Here is a 17405-nt window from a genome sequence, read left to right as displayed (position 1 = left end):
ATTAACCGCCAGGATCATTTCATCTGGCAGGGAAGAAACTTCGGCCGTATCGCCGGGGCTTAACAAAACCATTCTTTTGATAACATTACGGAGCTCGCGCAGGTTTCCTGGCCAGTCGTATTTAACAAGCAGGTTTTTGGCGGCTGGAGAAATGTGCTTTACTTTTCTGTCGAGCTGGGTGTTGGCCGTTTCTACAAAATGAGTGATGAAAAGTTCGATATCCTGACCACGGTCGCGCAGGGCAGGGAGTTGGATTTTGAATTCGTTTAGGCGGTGGTACAGGTCTTCGCGGAAGCTGCCCTTGCTTACACTTTGTAGCAATTCATCATTTGTAGCAGAAATAATCCTTACATCAACAGGAATGTTTTTTGTGCTGCCCAGGGGCTGGATCACTCTTTCCTGCAGGGCACGGAGCAGTTTTACCTGCACCTCATAACTAAGGTTGCCCACCTCATCTAAGAAAAGAGTGCCACCATTGGCGGCTTCAAATTGTCCTTTTTTGTCAGTAAGGGCCCCTGTAAAGGCGCCTTTTGCATGACCAAAGAGTTCACTGGCAGCAAGCTCTTTAGAGAGCGCACCGCAGTCGATAGCCACAAAAGGTTTATCTTTTCTTTTGCTCTGCAGGTGTAAGGCCCGCGCAGCATATTCTTTTCCGGTGCCACTTTCGCCCTGGATAACGACAGACATGTCTGTTGGGGCCACCAGGCTGATGTGTTCGTATAATTTATCTGCAGTAGCACTTTTACCTTTAATGGTGTCTGCATGCTGCAGGTTTTCTGTTGGTTTGGGGGTAGCGCTGCTTGACTGGAGTGCATTTTGCAGGAGCATCAGCAGCTCTTCAGGATTAACGGGCTTGGTGATATAGTCAAATGCACCCATGCGGATGGACTTCACAGCGGTGCGCACATCATTGAAGCTGGTCATGATAATGAAAGGCATAGTAGAGCCTTGTTGGCGCACATGGGTGAGTACATCAAGGCCGGTGCCGTCTGGCAGGCGATAATCTACAAGCAGTAAATCAAAATCTTCCTGTGCCAATAAGCTAAGGCTCTTTTTTACATCATGCACTGCAGTAGCCTGGTGTCCATGCTTGCGAAGGAAGCCTTCTAATAACTGAGAGAACGTTAAATCATCTTCAATAATCAGTATTTTTGCCATAGGTATTGTCGTATACCACAAAAATACAAAAGCCGGAACAATATCCGGCTTTTGTATTAATTAATTTATATTGGGATTATTGTTTTACAACTCCGTCTTTACCAACGTTTAATGAAGCGGTTTCTTCACCTTTTTTAACATCAATTTGATAGTATTCAGATTTGTCTGCTGCAGTAACTAAAAATGCTGCAGTGGGTACCCATTCTTTATAAGGATCTGACTGCAATGTTGCTTTTACAGCATCAGGCAGTTCTTCTAATTTAACAGGAGTTTTAGTAGTGCTGTCTTGTTGAACAGTAATCATTGCTGGAGTGTTAACTTCGTTTGCTTGTACTGTTGCAATTCCTGCGAAAGCTAAAAATGCTGCTGATAAAATGAACTTTTTCATAACTATTTATTTAAATTAATGATTCATGTTAATTGTAATAAGTAGTAATACATAACTGTGCCAAGGTTTGCTAATGGCTTTAAACAGCGTTAAAAGGGCTTTCATCAACTTTTATAATCTTTTTATTGGGGATAAGTTCCACAGGTTGTTGCTACGATGCCATAGTTGAAGTGGTTCTGCTGATGGCCATAGACCTTACCGTGGAAATAATAGCTGCAGTGTCATAGCCACAGATAGACCAAAGTTCTGCCTGTTCACCATGTTCTACCACTTCATCAGGAATACCAAGGCGAACCACATTCGCTTTATACTGGTGATCGGCCATAAATTCCAGCACTGCAGAACCCATCCCGCCAGGTAAACAGCCGTCTTCAACAGTGATGACATTTTTATAGCGTTTGAATACCTCGTGTAACATGGCCTCATCAATAGGCTTTACAAAACGCAGGTCGTAATGTGCAGGGTGGATACCATCACTGTTAAGCTCCTTACAGGCGGCAACAGCAAAATTACCGACATGGCCAATGGTCACCAGGGCTACATCTTCACCATCGCAGATTTTGCGTCCTTTACCTATTTCGAGCGCTTTGAAAGGTCTTCTCCAATCAGGCATGACACCCTTACCACGTGGGTAACGGATAGAAAAAGGTCCCTGGTCTGGCAGTTGAGCTGTGTACATCAGGTTGCGCAATTCTTCTTCATTCATGGGTGCGGCAACAGTCATGTTAGGAATGCAGCGCATAAAGGCAAGGTCATAAGCACCATGATGCGTAGCACCATCGGCACCGGCAATACCGCCACGGTCTAAACAAAAGACCACATTCAAGTTCTGGATAGCCACATCGTGTATCACCTGGTCGAATGCCCTTTGCATAAAGCTGGAGTAAATATTACAGAATGGTACTAAGCCCTGTGAGGCCAGGCCTGCAGAGAAAGTAACAGCATGCTGTTCTGCAATGCCCACGTCGAATGCCCGTTTAGGCATCGCTTTCATCATGATATTCATCGATGAGCCTGAAGGCATAGCCGGGGTGATCCCCACAATATTTTGATTTGCTTCAGCCAGTTCTACTAAGGTATGTCCGAAAACATCCTGGTACCTTGGCGGCTGCGGTTTTTCATTGATCGTTTGTTTGATTTCGCCGGTAATTTTATCAAACAGACCCGGAGCATGCCATTTGGTCTGGTCCTTTTCTGCAAGTGCAAATCCTTTTCCTTTAACCGTAACACAGTGTAAAAGTTTAGGACCCGGAATGGCAGAAAGATCTTTGATAATGGAGGCTAGTTTTTTAACATCATGGCCATCTACAGGACCAAAGTACCTGAAATTAAGGGCTTCAAAAAGGTTGCTTTGTTTAAGCAGTGTGCCTTTGATGCTTTTCTCGATTTTCTTAACGAAGTTATGTGCATTAGGGCCAAGCTCTGAAAGTTTAATCAGCGCATTGGAAACATCGTCCCTGAAGCGGTTATATGATTTTGAAGTAGTGATGCTGGTAAGGTATTCTTTTAAGGCACCTACATTGGGATCTATCGACATACAGTTGTCGTTTAAGATAACCAGGAGGTTGGAATTGGCGATCCCTGCATGGTTTAAGCCTTCGAAAGCTAAGCCGGCAGTCATTGCCCCATCGCCAATAACGGCAACATGCTGGCGGTTGGTTTCCCCTTTTAACTGGGAAGCGACAGCCATGCCCAAAGCCGCAGAGATGGAAGTAGAAGAGTGGCCGACGCCAAAGGTATCATACTCACTTTCCGCCATTTTTGGAAAGCCACTGATGCCATGAAGCAAGCGGTTGGTATGAAATACGGATTTTCTGCCGGTCAGGATTTTATGCCCATAAGCCTGGTGTCCAACATCCCACACCAATTTATCGTAAGGGGTGTTGAGGGTGTAATGTAAGGCAACGGTGAGTTCAACCACACCTAGGCTAGCGCCAAAATGACCGCCATTAACACTCACAACATCAATAATATACTGGCGAAGTTCTTGACAAATTTGTTCCAGGTCTTCTTCCTTATATGCCTTTAAATCAATAGGGTAATTGATATTGGGTAATAATGGACACTTTATTTCTTCCATATGGGTTTAATTCGAATCTACAAAGTAAGGGATTTTGTTTAATATTATAAGCATATTTTAACTATTGCTACAACAATCATGGATTAAGATTGTTGTAAACAATTTTTTACCTTATTTTTACCGCGCATGATGCATACAAATTACATATTTATATAAAATGAAACGTGATACCTTAATTTTTGATTTGATTGACAAAGAATTAAATCGACAGGAAAATGGCCTTGAATTGATAGCTTCAGAAAACTTTGTTAGCAAACAGGTAATGGAAGCTGCAGGCTCAGTTTTAACCAATAAATATGCTGAGGGTTTGCCGGGTAAACGCTATTATGGCGGTTGTGAAGTGGTTGATGATGTAGAAAATATTGCTATTGACCGTGCAAAAGAGCTTTTTGGCGCTGCATGGGTAAATGTGCAGCCACACTCTGGGGCACAGGCGAATGCTGCTGTGTTATTAGGTGTTTTACAAGCGGGCGACAAAATTTTAGGTTTTGACCTTGCTCATGGTGGCCACTTAACGCATGGTTCTCCGGTTAACTTTTCTGGTAAATTATACCAGCCATTATTTTATGGGGTTAAAAAAGAAACCGGCTTAATTGACTATGCCAAACTGGAAGAAATAGCTTTAGCGGAACGTCCGAAATTAATTATTTGTGGTGCTTCGGCCTATTCCAGAGAATGGGATTATGCTTTTATCCGTAAGGTAGCTGACCAGATCGGTGCCTTGGTATTAGCAGATATTTCTCACCCTGCAGGGATGATTGCCCGTGGTTTATTAGATAATCCACTTCCACATTGCCATATTGTAACCACAACAACACATAAAACTTTACGTGGTCCTCGTGGTGGTATGATCATGATGGGCAAAGATTTCGAAAATCCTTTCGGATTGAAAACGCCAAAAGGTGAAGTGAGAATGATGTCATCTGTATTGGATATGGCTGTTTTCCCAGGAACTCAAGGTGGACCATTAGAACACATCATTGCCGCTAAAGCGATCGCTTTTGGTGAAGCTTTGAGTGATGAATATTTAGCCTATATTAAACAAGTGAAAGTTAATGCCAGCGCTATGGCTGCTGCTTTTATGGCTAAAGGTTATGGAATTATCTCTGGTGGTACGGATAACCACATGATGCTGATTGACCTTCGCAATAAAAACATTACTGGTAAGGCTGCTGAAAATGCTTTAGGGAAAGCGGATATTACCGTTAATAAAAATATGGTGCCTTTTGATGATAAATCGCCTTTTGTGACTTCAGGAATCCGTGTGGGAACTGCTGCTATTACAAGCCGTGGCTTTAAAGAGGAGCAAATGACACTGATTGTTGACTTGATTGATGCAGTATTGACTAAGCCTGAAGATGAAAGTCATTTGGCAGGCGTAAAATCGCAGGTTTTAGAATTAGCGAAAAGCTTTCCTTTATATAAATAATTACGATCTATTGGCTTAGATTTTGTTATGCTAGCTTAAATTGTATGAATGTTTAGTGAAAAGGAGTTAAAAGACCAGTTTGATAATTTATGTAAATTGGCTGCTTTAATTTGTGGCGTTTCCCGTGCAGTTTTAGTGTTAATTGAGAAGGAGCAAACCCAGGTTAAAGCCTCTTTTGGTACTGCGCAAAGCAGCGCGGAGGAAGATTTTTCTTTTGCTGAACTGGCGATTAAAGGGGAAGGTATCGTTGAAATCTCCGACACTTTAAATTTAGAACAATTTAAGCAGCATGATTTTGTTAAAGCGCATGCTGCGATTCGTTTTTTTGCAGGTGCACCTTTAATGGATGAATATGGTGCCACCCTTGGTGCCATCTGTGTTTTTGGCGATGCTCCTAAATCTTTAAATGAAGAACAGCGGGAAGCCATGCTGGTTTTAGCAGCTCAGGTAGTTACACACCTGTTGCTGAAGAAAAGTGAACTTGACTTACTTGTTAAAACCCGGCGATTTGAGGAGCTGCGCTCCATGTCTGCTATATCACCCGAAATTCATTGTATTTTAGACTTTAATGGACAGGTATTGTTTATTAATGATGCTGTAGTGCCTATTTTGGGTTATACCGTACAGGAGGCCATGAAAATGACCATTTGGGATGTGATCCATGAGGAAGATCTTGCTGGCGTGACCGAATTTCTGGAATCAGGCTTGAAAAGCCATAAGAAAGATTTTCAGCTTGATTTCAAGGTGGTGAGTAAAGTGGGGCATGTGAGGCTGCTGGCCTGCAATATGGTGGTCAGGAATGACCAATGGTATACTTACGGCAGGGATATCACAAAAAGTAAAAGGGTGGAAAGTGAGCTCCTGAACCTTTCTTATGTTGCCAGTAAAGTGAATAATGCCATCGTAATTAATGACGCCAATAACCATGTGACCTGGGTAAATGCTGCTTTTGAAAATATTACTGGTTTTACACTGGATGATTTAAAAGGCCGCCGTTTAGGCGACCTGATTGCCGGTCCCAAAACCGATATTGACTTAATTGAAAAGGCCCGTGAACTGAACAGGCAGCTCCAGAGTTTTACCATTGACCTTTTAGCCTATAGAAAAGATAAAAAACCCATCTGGCTTTCTATCTACAATACCATTGTTTTCGATGATGCGGGGAAGGTGAGTGCCGAGGTGGAAATTATCATTGACATTACGGATAAGAAACTGGCAGAACAGGAGATGATGGAGGCCAAGGAACAGGCATTGCAATTGAGTGAGGCCAAAGAAATGTTCTTGTCGGTGATGAGCCATGAAATAAGAACGCCCCTGAATGCTATTTTGGGCATGACCCACCTGCTGATTGATAATGACCCTAAACCTTCGCAGCTTGATGACCTCAATATTCTGAAATTTTCTGGTGAAAACCTGCTGCAGATTGTTAACGACATTCTGGACTTTACAAAAATAGAAACAGGAAACCTGCAACTGGAAGCTATTCCTTTTAGCTTAGCCGCCCTGGTGAAAGATATTTTAACGTCGCTGCAAGTCAATGTGTCTAAAAGAAACAATAAGCTGAACCTTGTTTATGATGAGGCTATTCCGGAAAGGCTGCTTGGCGATAAAACGCGCCTTTACCAGGTGTTGATGAACTTACTGGGCAATGCTTTGAAATTTACAGAAAATGGCCTTGTGGAGCTTTCTGTGAAACTGAAGATGGAGCGTGAGCAGAATGTAGTGTTATTTTTTGAGGTTAAAGATAACGGCATCGGCATCCCTGCTGATAAAAAGAAATACATATTTGAATCCTTCACCCAGGCAAAGTCTGATATATCCAGAAAATATGGGGGTACAGGTTTAGGCCTTGCTATTACCAAAAAGCTGTTGCAGTTGTACGGCTCTGAGATTGTAGTAGAAAGTGCGGAAGGCCAGGGATCTGTATTTTCTTTCCATATTGCTTTTGATAAAATTCCTGTTAATGCCAATGCGGGCGCTTGTGCAGAACAGACCCCCGAGGTATTTAAAGCAAAGAGAATTTTGGTGGTAGACGACAATGACATCAATGTGCTGATAGCAAAGCGCATGTTGAACAAGTGGGGTTTGCTGACAGAGGTTGCCAATAATGGGCGTGAGGCGATTGATAAAGTGAGAAACGGTGCATTCGATCTTGTTTTTATGGATGTAAGAATGCCGGATATGGATGGCTTTGAAGCCACACGAATCATTAGAAGTCTGGAGGGTGATTATTTCAAAACCTTACCTATTATTGCCCTAACAGCCTCTACTATGGCAGATGAACATGAAAGTTTTGAAAACAGTGGGATGAGTGGACATTTGCTAAAACCCTTGAGTCCGCCTTTGCTGAAGCAAATTCTGGTGGATTACCTGAGTATCTAATTAAATTTCGGGAATAATTGATGGAGCGTGTTCCTGAACATGTAAATGTTTTGGCATAAAATGCCGTGCTTTATGTTTTTATAATTCTTGTAAAGATGTTTTATAAGAATAGTAAAATTACAGAAAGCTATAAAATGAAGAAAGGGCCGACATATCCGAAGATTATCGACCCTTAAATTAACGCTCTCGCCACAAAGGAACAAAAAATATTTGAATTCACCACATCTTTTGTGAAAATTATTTAAAAAAGATTTAGTGAATTCATAGGTCGCTGAAAACCAGTTATTTTGTGTAGGCTGCTGTAGCTAAACTTATTTTAGCAGGATGGTGATGCTGGAGTGTAAGGAGGCAGGCTTCTAAGGTGGCACCAGTAGTGACCACATCATCTACCATCAACAGGTGCTTGCCTGTGATGTGCTCTGGTTGTAAAACCATAAAGACATTTTCGAGGTTCTCAAACCTTTTGATTCTTTCGTTTTTAGTCTGGCTTTTGGTTTCCTTGTACTTGATCAGCACATTTTTTTTAACAGGGATGTTCAATACCCGGGCAATGCCATTGGCGATATATTCACTTTGGTTGTAGCCCCTTGTTCGTCTTCGCTTTTCATGCAGCGGTACTGGTATGATAAAGTCGATATCTTTATAGTCCTCACTTATTTTTAAGCGTTCTCCGATCATTTCTCCTAAAAGAAAGCCTACCTGTGGCTGGTTCTTATATTTGATGCGGTGCATGAGGTGTTGTGTTCTGCTGTCTTTGGTAAAATAGAGCAGTGCCATAGCCCGATGGATAGGCGCTCTGCCCCAAAACTGTTTAGCTAAGGGGTTGTTTGGGTAAAGATGAAAATCTGTATAGGGAAGGCTGAACTCGCACTTCAGACATATTTCGTTTTCTCCTTTATGGAGTGGTTTTTCACAAGCCTGACAGAGCCGTGGGTACAGCAGACTGGTGAAATCTTTGATTAAATTTTGTAAAGTGAGGAGCATAAACCAAGGTAAGGATATTTTTTCGTCATAGTGATGTTTTTGCTACTTTTGACTAGAAATTTAACCTTAAATTTAATGCAGCGGCCTTGGTTGTTATTCTGCGCTGAGTTTCTCGCCATCTTTTACTGCGAGCTGACCACAGGCCGCATCGATGTCTTTTCCGCGGCTTCTTCTGATATTGGTGTTGATTCCCTGGCTTTTAAGGTAGTTAGAGAAAGCATCAATTTTATCACCTTCAGCATTGATGAAGTCTGCAAATTGAATAGGATTGTATTCAATTAAATTGACTTTACAGGGAACGTGTTTGCAGAATTTAACCAGGTCTTTGGCATCTTCCAGCTCATCATTAAAGTTATTGAAAACAATATACTCGTAAGTGATGGGGTTTTTTGTTTTGGAGTAATAGTATTTAAGGGCTTCAGCAAGGGCTTTTAAAGTGTTATGCTCTGTAATAGGCATAATCTCATTGCGTTTAATGTCGTTTGCTGCATGAAGGGAAAGCGCAAGGTTAAATTTAACGCCGTCATCACCCAGTTTTTTGATCATTTTAGCAATCCCTGCTGTGGAAACGGTAATGCGTTTAGAGGCCATGTTCAAGCCATCGGGTGCTGTTATCCGTTCAATAGATTTCATGACATTGGCGTAGTTCAGTAAGGGCTCGCCCATACCCATGTAAACGATATTCGTTAAGGGTACGTTATAGTTTTTTCTGGCCTGCTGGTCAATTAAAACTACCTGATCGTAAATCTCATCGGCATTGAGGTTTCTTTTCCTGTCCATATAACCTGTAGCGCAAAACTTACAGGTTAAACTGCAGCCTACCTGTGAACTTACACAGGCCGTCATCCGCTCTTCCATGGGAATCAATACCCCTTCAACGATATTTCCATCGTATAACCTGAAGGTATTTTTGATGGTATGGTCGTTGCTGAACTGGGAGTTGTTAACCTCCACTACATTGATGGCAAAGTGCTCATCAAGCTTCTGTCTGAGGTCTTTACTAAGGTTACTCATCTCCGCAAAAGTGCGGGCAGATTTTTCCCATAGCCATTGATAAACCTGCTTCGCCCGGTAAGTAGGTTCATGAATAGAGCTGAAGTGTTGCTGTAATTGTGTTAAATCCAGCGCACGAATATCTGTTTTTTTGATCGTAGCCATTTGGCTGCAAAGTTACCTAAATTATATGAAGTATTGTCATTAGGGCTTAATAATCAGCCCATCCTGACAGCTTTTCTACTTTTTACCCGGTGTGCCCGATTTACCTTTTGTAGGTCTTACCGGTCTTCTTGATGGGCCATTGCTTTTATTCCAGTCGTTGCTTGGTGCACCTGAGCTTCTGCCACCTGCAGCCGGTTTAGGCTTTGCTGTTCTGCCCGTTCCTGCACCTGCACCAGTGCCACGTGTTTTCGCGGCTGCACCTTTTGCACCGGCACGGCCTGGTTTAGAAAAAGCACGTCTGTCTTTAGTAATCAAAGGTTCAACCTCATCTTTGGCAGCCTTTGCTTTTTTAACAATTCTGCGTGGTTCAACACTTTTTTCTGAGCTTGACTTGGCCACCATTTGGTTGATGCTTTCCATCTCTGCAGGGGTCAGTTCTCTCCACTCGCCTAAAGGTAAACCTTTAAGGCTGATGTTCATGATCCTGGTGCGCTCCAGTTTGGTCACTTCATAACCGAAATATTCACACATCCTTCTGATCTGTCTGTTCAAGCCTTGGATAAGCGTGATTTTGAAAATCAGTGGTGTTTCTTTAACGACTTTACATTTTTTAGTCATCACCCCTAATACAGGGACACCTTTGGACATGCCTTCAATAAAACCTTCTGTAATGGGTTTATTGACAGTAACTACATATTCTTTTTCGTGGTTATTACCTGCTCTTAAAATTTTGTTAACAAGGTCTCCGTTATTGGTCAGGAAAATTAAACCCTGGGAATCTTTATCTAAACGACCAATAGGGAACACGCGTTCACTATGGTTAACGTAATCTACAATATTGCTTTTTACACCAGGTTCTGTGGTGCTGGTGATTCCTGTAGGCTTGTTGAAGGCCAAGAGGATAGAGTTCTCCGCTTCTTTAGGTTCTATTGTTTGTCCGTTAACGACAACAATATCTCCAAAAATAATTTTATCGCCAATTTTGGCTTTTCTACCATTAATGAATACATTACCCTGCTCAATATGTCTGTCTGCTGCTCTTCTGGAGCATAGACCGCTTTCGCTTATGTATTTATTTAATCTTGTATTGTTATCAGACATGGGAAAAGTTTAAATTGAATTTCTTTTTGCAAAGAAAAGCAATTTAAACCCTAAACTATCAAAATATTTCACTAAGGAATTTTCAGGAAGCCCGGAATATGCATTTAATTGCCCTGGGGGCGTATAACAATTCTATAAAAAAGGTACTTTTGTGGGTATGCTTCACTATTTTTCTGCGTCTGTAGTTTATCCTGTTTCTAGTGCTCCATTACACAATGGTGTACTCGTTGTAGCAGCTGATGGTACCATCAAATCTGTTTTATCTGCGGAAGAAGCTGCAGCGCAAGGGATCACTGAAGTGAGGTATTTTGAGGGTGCCTTGATTCCCGGATTAGTCAATACCCATTGCCACCTGGAGCTGTCGCATCTTTTTAAGAGAATTCCGGAAAAGACGGGTTTACAAGGTTTTGTGCAAGAGGTGATCAAGAACCGCGGGGCAAGTGAGGAAGAGGTGGTTGCGGCGATGAAGCTTGCCGATGCCGAAATGTTCAGTAACGGCATTGTGGCTGTTGGGGATATTTCAAACCAGGGGATCTCGAAAGGGGTGAAGCTGGAGAGTAAAATGTATTACCATACTTTTGTAGAAGTGTTGGGCTTTGATCCGCAAAGGGCACAGGCGATCATGGAGCAGGGCATCATGGTGAAAGAAAGTTTTAAACCTTTGAAAGCTTCTGTTATTCCGCATGCACCTTATTCAGTATCTAAAGCCTTATTTAAGGAAATAGCGAGTTACAGCGCTGCACAGGAAAACCTGATCACCATGCATAACCAGGAAACGGTGGAAGAGAATCTGTTTTTTGAACAAAAAAAAGGTTCCTTTTTGAAACTCTATACTTTTTTAGGTTTAGATATTTCCTTTTTTGAGGCTACAGGAAAAAGTTCCTTACAAAGTGTTTTGCCTGATTTGCCGCCGGGCAAGGTTTTGTTGGTGCACAATACGTTAAGTAATGAAGCAGATGTTACATTTGCACAGGCTGCCCATGATCATTTGTACTGGTGCCTTTGTGCCAATGCCAACCTTTATATAGAGAACCGACTGCCCCAGGTGGAAATGTTGCAGCATGCTGGACTAAAAATTACCTTAGGCACAGATAGCCTGGCCAGTAACGGACAGCTGAGTATCTTAGCGGAGATGAAAACGCTGCAGCAGAACGCCACTACAACAAACAGCGGATTGAAGTTTGAAGATCTTTTGAAATGGGCATCGCTGAATGGGGCGGAATACTTAGGTATCGACCAGCAATATGGCAGTTTTGAAGTGGGCAAACAACCAGGGATTAACCTTGTTGAAGGAGTGCAAGAGGGATTGCTAACCCAGACAGCAACGATAAAAAGATTGATATAACAGGAGCTGCTGTTAAAAAATATAAAACATGATCAATAGCATTACCCGTTTATTTAATATACAATACCCTATTATTCAGGCCGGAATGGTGTGGTGCAGTGGCTGGCGTTTAGCTGCCGCTGTTTCTAATGCGGGTGGACTGGGTATTATTGGTGCCGGTTCGATGTATCCGGAGGTGTTGCGTGAACATATTCAAAAGTGCAAGGTGGCTACTGCAAATTCATTTGCGGTGAATGTACCATTGTTATATCCCCATATTTCAGAGATCATGCAGATCCTGGTGGAAGAAGAGGTGAAGATTGTTTTTACTTCTGCAGGGAATCCGGCGACATGGACTGCCTATCTTAAAAAGCAAGGCATGATCGTTGTTCATGTGATTGCCAATACCAGGTTTGCCATAAAAGCAGAAGCTTGTGGTGTTGATGCAGTAGTAGCGGAGGGCTTTGAAGCGGGTGGACATAACGGCAGGGAGGAAACGACAACGATGTGTTTGATTCCACTGATTAAAAGTGCTGTGCAGATTCCTGTGATTGCTGCTGGTGGAATTGGGAGTGGAGCAGCGATGCTTGCTGCTTTTGCTTTAGGAGCTTCGGCGGTGCAGGTAGGCTCTGCTTTTGCCCTTGCAGAAGAATCATCGGCGCATCCTAAATTTAAGGACACCATAATTCAGTCTGCCGAAGGCGATACGCAGTTGCGCATGAAAAAGTTAGTGCCGGTGCGTTTGTTGAAGAATACTTTTGCTGAAACGATAGCGGCGGCGGAAGAACAAGGTGCCGATGCCCAGCAGTTAAAATTATTGTTAGGCCGGGGGAGAGCTAAAACAGGCATGTTTGAAGGAAACCTGGAGGAGGGTGAACTTGAAATTGGCCAGGTGGCTGCGGGCTTATCGAAAGTGGCGCCAGCAGCAGAAATCCTTCAGGAAATATGGAATGGCTTTTTAACGGAGTTGGAACGCTTAAAGAAAATGAATATTAATTAACCTATCACCTTATAAAATAAATGAAACAGATGAAGCATATCGATATTACAATAACAGGAAAAGTGCAGGGTGTTGGCTTTAGGGAAGTCACCAAAATGGTGGCTGACCAGATGGGTGTGAAAGGAATGATCCGCAATGAAAGTGATGGCAGCGTGTATGTTGAGGCCGAAGGTGATGATGTGCTGCTGGAAGTTTTTTTAGAATGGTGCAATGATGGCCCTGACCGTGCCGTTGTTGAAAATGTAGCCGTGACGCCAGCCGATGTCAAAAACTATCGTAATTTTGAAATTATTAAAAAATAAGATGAGGGTATCACGTGTCGCCATTTAAGAAGTTCTTAGGTCAAACTGCCATATATGGGGTGAGTACCGTTTTATCAAGGCTGTTTAATTTTATCCTTACCCCAATTTATACCAGTGTTTATGCGCCGGGCACTTATGGCATTTTTACCAAACTTTACAGTTATGCCTCCATCATCAATGCCGTTTTGGCCTTCGGGATGGAAAGTACTTTTTTTCGCTACCTGACAAAACATGAGGACAAAAAACAGGAAGTATATAACAACTCCTTTCTCTGCATTGCGGTTATAGCGCTTTTATTCCTGCTGACAGGCTTTGTTTTTGCAGATCATATTGCGGTGTGGACCTACAGCGGGGGAAATAACAATGTTGAAGATTACCAGCAGTATGTAAGGTATTTTGTGGGGATTTTATTTGTTGATGCCATCTGTGTGATTCCTTTTGCCAAACTAAGGGCAGAAGAAAAGCCATTGAGGTACAGCACCATCAAGTTTTTAAACATCTTTACTTTTGTGGGTTTCAACCTGGTCTTTATTTACCTGATTCCCCTGGTGATCAAACATGACCTGCCTTTAGCACATTGGTTTGCCTCCTGGTATCGCCTTCAGTGGATTGGCTATGTTTTTATGTCCAATTTGATTGCCAGCCTTGTCACCTTTGTGATGTTGCTGCCTGAATTTAAGAAGCTGCAGCTGAAGTTTGATAAAGAACTTTTCGGCAAAATGTTTTCTTACAGCTGGCCTGTGCTGGTCGCCAACCTCTCTTTTATTGTAAATGAAAACCTTGATAAATTAGTGTTGAGTAAGCTGTTACCTGCTGAGGTAGCTGATATCGATGTGGGTATTTATGGTGCCGTTTGTAAAATAGCTATGTTCATGAGCATTTTTATCACCGCCTTTAGGTTGGGTGCTGAGCCTTTCTTTTTCAGCTATGCTAAAAATGCCAATGCTAAGCAGACTTATGCCGTCATTCTTCACTACTTTGTGATTGCCCTGGCTTTGTTATTTGTGGCCTTGGTGGCCAATATTGAAATATTAAAATACTTTATCAGTAGGAGTGATTATTGGGTAGGACTACCCGCAGTGCCTTATTTATTATTTGGTTACCTGTGTTTGGGTATTTATATGAACTTATCTATCTGGTACAGGCTTTCTGATCAAACACGTTATGGCTTGTACATTTCACTGATTGGCGCCGTGATTACCATTGTATTTAATTTTATTTTGATCCCTAAATTCAGTTATATGGGTTCTGCATGGGTGTCTATGCTTGCCTATTTTATCATGATGGTGATCTCCTATGTTTTAGGACAGAAGTATTATCCTATACCTTATAAGCTGCAGCGCATCGTGCTGTACCTGTTTATTTCGGTCGTTTTGGTTTCTCTTTCTTTCTGGGTATTCCATAGAAACATTTATATCGGTAACTTGTTGCTTCTTGCCTTTTTAGGTTTTATCTTTTATTTAGAAAAAGACGAGGTGAAAGCGATGTTGAAGAAAACTTCGTAAATATTTCAATGTAACCATCAATGCAGGGTGGTGCTTCATTTTATAAAAGCTTTATCAATTAAAAACAATATGAAAATTAATATTATCAACAAATCAGCACAACCTTTACCACAATATGAAACCGCTCATGCCGCAGGTATGGACATGCGTGCTTTTCTGGAAAATGAAATTGTGATTAAACCTTTGCAGCGTGTGTTGATTCCAACTGGTTTACATATAGAGTTACCTGTGGGTTATGAGGCACAAATTCGTCCGCGCAGTGGCTTGGCTTATAAACATGGAATCAGTATTGTAAATTCACCGGGAACAATTGATGCAGATTACAGGGGTGAGATTAAAGTTTTGCTGGTTAACCTTTCTGATACGGATTTTGTTGTCAACAATGGCGATCGTATTGCACAGATGGTGATTGCTAAACATGAAACCATTACCTGGGAAACTGTTGCTGAGTTGAGTGATACTGCAAGAGGTGAAGGTGGCTATGGCCATACGGGAAAATAAATAATAGACTGATGAAACGAAACTGCTTTAAACTTTTAGGAATGCTGGGTCTGCTGACCTTTACATTTTCTGCCTGTAAAACAAAAAAACTGGTTGTTATAGCACCGCCAGTGGTGGTAACGGATACGGTGATGACGAAGAAGGCTGAAAGTTTAAAGACCCTGACCGACCAAAACCTCAACTACCTCACCCTTTCGATGACGGGGAAGGCACAGCTGGAGATGAACGGGAAGGAAAATAATGTGAGCGTTAACATCAGGATGCTGAAAGATAAAAAGATCTGGATGCGGGTGACCGCCATTGCAGGTCTTGAAGTAGCCCGGGTGCTGGTTACCCCAGATAGCTTGTCGGTTTTAAACCGCATTGACGGTATTTACCTGCACAAGCCTTTCAGCTATATCCATACTTATGCCAATAAGGAAGTGAGCTTTAAACTGCTGCAGGATTTGCTTGCCGGAAATGCGCCGCAGGACTTTGTAGTGGAAAATACGGCGCTTACTTTTGAAAACGGCGTTTGGCAAATGAGGGGTTCTAAAAACAGCATGGTTTACCAGATTTTGTTTAACACTTTACTTAAGGCAGAAGAAACCTATTTACACCATGCGCGTGCCGAAGAAGCCGTGAAGGTGCTGTATGGAAATTACCAAAAACTGAATGGGCAATTGTTTCCCTCCACCATCAACCTCAATTCCGTTTCCTACAACAAAAAGGTGAACCTTGCCTTCGATTTTTCTAAAATTGAAAGTAATGTAGAATTGGATTTTCCGTTTACTGTTCCTAAAAGGTTTCAAGTAATCAACTAAATTTTTTATACTTTTGAATTAATGAAGTTATCCAAATTAATTTTCTTCCTGTTCTTGATGATCAGTGCAAGCCAGGTGTTTGCGCAAAGCAGCTCGCAGTTAAAAAGAAAAAAAGAAGCTATTCAGCGTGAAATAGAATTATTGCAAAAGAACCTCAATAAGGCGGCAAGTGCTAAAAAATTAACACTTGGTGAAATCAGGGCGTTGAACACCAAAATTAGTTTGATGCAGAGCAAAATCACGGTGATTAACTCTGAGATGAAGAACCTGGATAACCAGATCCATGAGAACAGCAACACGGTGCGTAGCTTGCAAGGGCAGCTAGGACAACTCAAAAAAGAGTATGCTGCGATGATACGATTTGCCCAGCGCAATAAAAATTCATACGACAAGATGATGTTTGTTTTTGCTGCCCAGGACTTTAACCAGGCTTATAAACGCATTAAATATTTACAGCAGTTTGGACAGTATCGTAAGAAACAAGCAAACTACATACAGGGAACGGAGAAAAACCTGAATTATAAAATTGTCATTCTTGACAAAAGTCTCAAAGAAAAAAGCAACCTGTTAAAAGAGCAGGAAGAGGAAAGAGAAAAACTGGGTAAGAACAAGTCGCAGCGTTCTGAGGTGTTGAATAAATTCAGCAAGCAGGAGAAACAATACAGCAGAGATATTTCGCAGCGGAAGAAACAACTGAAAGCTATAGAACGTCAGATTCGTGTAGAAATTCAGCGCGAGATTGCGAAGGCTAAGCGAATTGAAGAAGAAGCGGCAAGGGCTGCTGCGGCAAAAGCAAGGGCAGAGAATAAACCTGCACCAGAGGCCTTGAAAGAGAAAACAACAGCTGGTTATTTAACTGCAACACCGGAAGCGGCAAAACTTTCTGCTGCCTTTGTGGGTAACCGTGGCTCATTGCCATGGCCAGTAGCACAAGGCTCTATTACTGAGGGTTTTGGCCGTCACAAAGAGGGACAGGCAAGTTATGACAATACCGGGGTAACGATTCAGACTGCTGCAGGTGCTACGGTAAGGGCGGTGTTTAATGGTAAAGTTTCCAGGGTAATGCCAAGTTTAGGTACTTATCTGGTGCTGATTAAGCATGGTGAATATTTTACGGTCTATCAAAACTTAAGTTCTGTGAGCGTTTCTGCGGGCGATGATGTAACTACAAAACAATCAATTGGCGTGGTGGCAAATACGGGCGATATACCTGAATTACAATTCCAGATTTGGAGAGGTACTACGGCGCAGAATCCTGAGGCCTGGATTGCCAGGTAATTAATTTACAGA

The 17405-nt window shown here is 42.1% G+C and carries 15 protein-coding genes; 9 read left to right on the top strand and 6 right to left on the bottom strand.

Annotation, left to right across the window (positions count from 1 at the left end):
• From ACR2F7_RS01910 to dxs, 3 genes are all read right to left on the bottom strand, one after another.
• The coding region (locus ACR2F7_RS01910; protein WP_432711920.1) for a sigma-54-dependent transcriptional regulator at positions 1 to 1158 on the bottom strand (1158 nt) is incomplete at its 3' end.
• Positions 1159 to 1234: 76 nt separating this feature from the next.
• Positions 1235 to 1546, bottom strand: a complete 312-nt coding sequence (locus tag ACR2F7_RS01905) for a hypothetical protein (protein WP_432711919.1) — start codon at positions 1544 to 1546, stop codon at positions 1235 to 1237.
• Between the two features lie 151 nt (positions 1547 to 1697).
• Entirely contained in the window at positions 1698 to 3626 is a 1929-nt protein-coding gene (gene dxs, locus ACR2F7_RS01900) for a 1-deoxy-D-xylulose-5-phosphate synthase (protein ID WP_432711918.1), read from the bottom strand.
• 157 nt (positions 3627 to 3783) lie between these two features.
• On the opposite strand from dxs, the gene glyA reads away from it, so the two are divergent.
• Both glyA and ACR2F7_RS01890 read left to right on the top strand, forming a co-directional pair.
• Positions 3784 to 5055, top strand: a complete 1272-nt coding sequence (gene glyA / locus ACR2F7_RS01895) for a serine hydroxymethyltransferase (protein ID WP_432711917.1) — start codon at positions 3784 to 3786, stop codon at positions 5053 to 5055.
• 48 nt (positions 5056 to 5103) lie between these two features.
• Complete coding sequence (locus ACR2F7_RS01890; protein WP_432711916.1) at positions 5104 to 7437, top strand: ATP-binding protein; 2334 nt, start codon at positions 5104 to 5106, stop codon at positions 7435 to 7437.
• A 282-nt stretch (positions 7438 to 7719) separates the two neighbouring features.
• On the opposite strand, the gene ACR2F7_RS01885 is transcribed toward ACR2F7_RS01890, so the two are convergent.
• From ACR2F7_RS01885 to rluF, 3 genes are all read right to left on the bottom strand, one after another.
• On the bottom strand, positions 7720 to 8421 hold the full coding sequence (locus ACR2F7_RS01885; protein ID WP_432711915.1) for a ComF family protein: 702 nt from the start codon (positions 8419 to 8421) through the stop codon (positions 7720 to 7722).
• Positions 8422 to 8514: 93 nt separating this feature from the next.
• Entirely contained in the window at positions 8515 to 9579 is a 1065-nt protein-coding gene (gene rlmN, locus ACR2F7_RS01880) for a 23S rRNA (adenine(2503)-C(2))-methyltransferase RlmN (protein ID WP_432711914.1), read from the bottom strand.
• 75 nt (positions 9580 to 9654) lie between these two features.
• Positions 9655 to 10680 (bottom strand): 23S rRNA pseudouridine(2604) synthase RluF, encoded by a 1026-nt coding sequence (gene rluF / locus ACR2F7_RS01875; protein WP_432711913.1) that lies wholly within the window; start codon positions 10678 to 10680, stop codon positions 9655 to 9657.
• Between the two features lie 157 nt (positions 10681 to 10837).
• Here rluF and ACR2F7_RS01870 point away from each other — a divergent pair, with 157 nt between their 5' ends.
• The 7 genes from ACR2F7_RS01870 to ACR2F7_RS01840 all read left to right on the top strand — a co-directional run bounded on the left by ACR2F7_RS01870 (position 10838) and on the right by ACR2F7_RS01840 (position 17393).
• Positions 10838 to 12025, top strand: coding sequence for an amidohydrolase family protein (locus ACR2F7_RS01870; RefSeq protein ID WP_432711912.1), 1188 nt, complete (start codon positions 10838 to 10840; stop codon positions 12023 to 12025).
• Between the two features lie 28 nt (positions 12026 to 12053).
• Positions 12054 to 13004 carry an NAD(P)H-dependent flavin oxidoreductase gene (locus tag ACR2F7_RS01865; RefSeq protein WP_432711911.1) on the top strand — a complete coding sequence of 317 codons (951 nt, stop codon included), beginning with the start codon at positions 12054 to 12056 and terminating at the stop codon, positions 13002 to 13004.
• Between the two features lie 20 nt (positions 13005 to 13024).
• Positions 13025 to 13306 carry an acylphosphatase gene (locus ACR2F7_RS01860; protein ID WP_432711910.1) on the top strand — a complete coding sequence of 94 codons (282 nt, stop codon included), beginning with the start codon at positions 13025 to 13027 and terminating at the stop codon, positions 13304 to 13306.
• Between the two features lie 14 nt (positions 13307 to 13320).
• Positions 13321 to 14811 (top strand): oligosaccharide flippase family protein, encoded by a 1491-nt coding sequence (locus tag ACR2F7_RS01855; RefSeq protein ID WP_432711909.1) that lies wholly within the window; start codon positions 13321 to 13323, stop codon positions 14809 to 14811.
• A 69-nt stretch (positions 14812 to 14880) separates the two neighbouring features.
• Positions 14881 to 15312: a dUTP diphosphatase gene (dut, locus tag ACR2F7_RS01850; RefSeq protein ID WP_432711908.1), complete on the top strand. Its 432-nt coding sequence runs from the start codon at positions 14881 to 14883 to the stop codon at positions 15310 to 15312.
• A gap of 11 nt (positions 15313 to 15323) precedes the next feature.
• Complete coding sequence (locus tag ACR2F7_RS01845; protein ID WP_432711907.1) at positions 15324 to 16115, top strand: DUF4292 domain-containing protein; 792 nt, start codon at positions 15324 to 15326, stop codon at positions 16113 to 16115.
• Positions 16116 to 16136: 21 nt separating this feature from the next.
• On the top strand, positions 16137 to 17393 hold the full coding sequence (locus tag ACR2F7_RS01840; RefSeq protein ID WP_432711906.1) for a murein hydrolase activator EnvC family protein: 1257 nt from the start codon (positions 16137 to 16139) through the stop codon (positions 17391 to 17393).
• The last annotated feature ends 12 nt before the right edge of the window (positions 17394 to 17405 follow it).

The organism is Pedobacter sp. (genome assembly GCF_045628745.1).
In the GTDB taxonomy this organism is placed as follows: domain Bacteria; phylum Bacteroidota; class Bacteroidia; order Sphingobacteriales; family Sphingobacteriaceae; genus Pedobacter.
The sequence above is the reverse complement of the archived record's forward strand: the minus strand, read 5'-3'. Positions and strand labels throughout refer to the sequence as shown.

What these genes read in the sequence shown, in the direction of transcription:
- ACR2F7_RS01905 (WP_432711919.1), bottom strand. Translation starts at nt 1,546, where the DNA reads ATGAAAAAGTTCATTTTATCAGCAGCATTTTTAGCTTTCGCAGGAATT.
- dxs (WP_432711918.1), bottom strand. Translation starts at nt 3,626, where the DNA reads ATGGAAGAAATAAAGTGTCCATTATTACCCAATATCAATTACCCTATT.
- glyA (WP_432711917.1), top strand. Translation starts at nt 3,784, where the DNA reads ATGAAACGTGATACCTTAATTTTTGATTTGATTGACAAAGAATTAAAT.
- ACR2F7_RS01890 (WP_432711916.1), top strand. Translation starts at nt 5,104, where the DNA reads ATGTTTAGTGAAAAGGAGTTAAAAGACCAGTTTGATAATTTATGTAAA.
- ACR2F7_RS01885 (WP_432711915.1), bottom strand. Translation starts at nt 8,421, where the DNA reads ATGCTCCTCACTTTACAAAATTTAATCAAAGATTTCACCAGTCTGCTG.
- rlmN (WP_432711914.1), bottom strand. Translation starts at nt 9,579, where the DNA reads ATGGCTACGATCAAAAAAACAGATATTCGTGCGCTGGATTTAACACAA.
- rluF (WP_432711913.1), bottom strand. Translation starts at nt 10,680, where the DNA reads ATGTCTGATAACAATACAAGATTAAATAAATACATAAGCGAAAGCGGT.
- ACR2F7_RS01870 (WP_432711912.1), top strand. Translation starts at nt 10,838, where the DNA reads ATGCTTCACTATTTTTCTGCGTCTGTAGTTTATCCTGTTTCTAGTGCT.
- ACR2F7_RS01865 (WP_432711911.1), top strand. Translation starts at nt 12,054, where the DNA reads ATGATCAATAGCATTACCCGTTTATTTAATATACAATACCCTATTATT.
- ACR2F7_RS01860 (WP_432711910.1), top strand. Translation starts at nt 13,025, where the DNA reads ATGAAACAGATGAAGCATATCGATATTACAATAACAGGAAAAGTGCAG.
- dut (WP_432711908.1), top strand. Translation starts at nt 14,881, where the DNA reads ATGAAAATTAATATTATCAACAAATCAGCACAACCTTTACCACAATAT.
- ACR2F7_RS01845 (WP_432711907.1), top strand. Translation starts at nt 15,324, where the DNA reads ATGAAACGAAACTGCTTTAAACTTTTAGGAATGCTGGGTCTGCTGACC.
- ACR2F7_RS01840 (WP_432711906.1), top strand. Translation starts at nt 16,137, where the DNA reads ATGAAGTTATCCAAATTAATTTTCTTCCTGTTCTTGATGATCAGTGCA.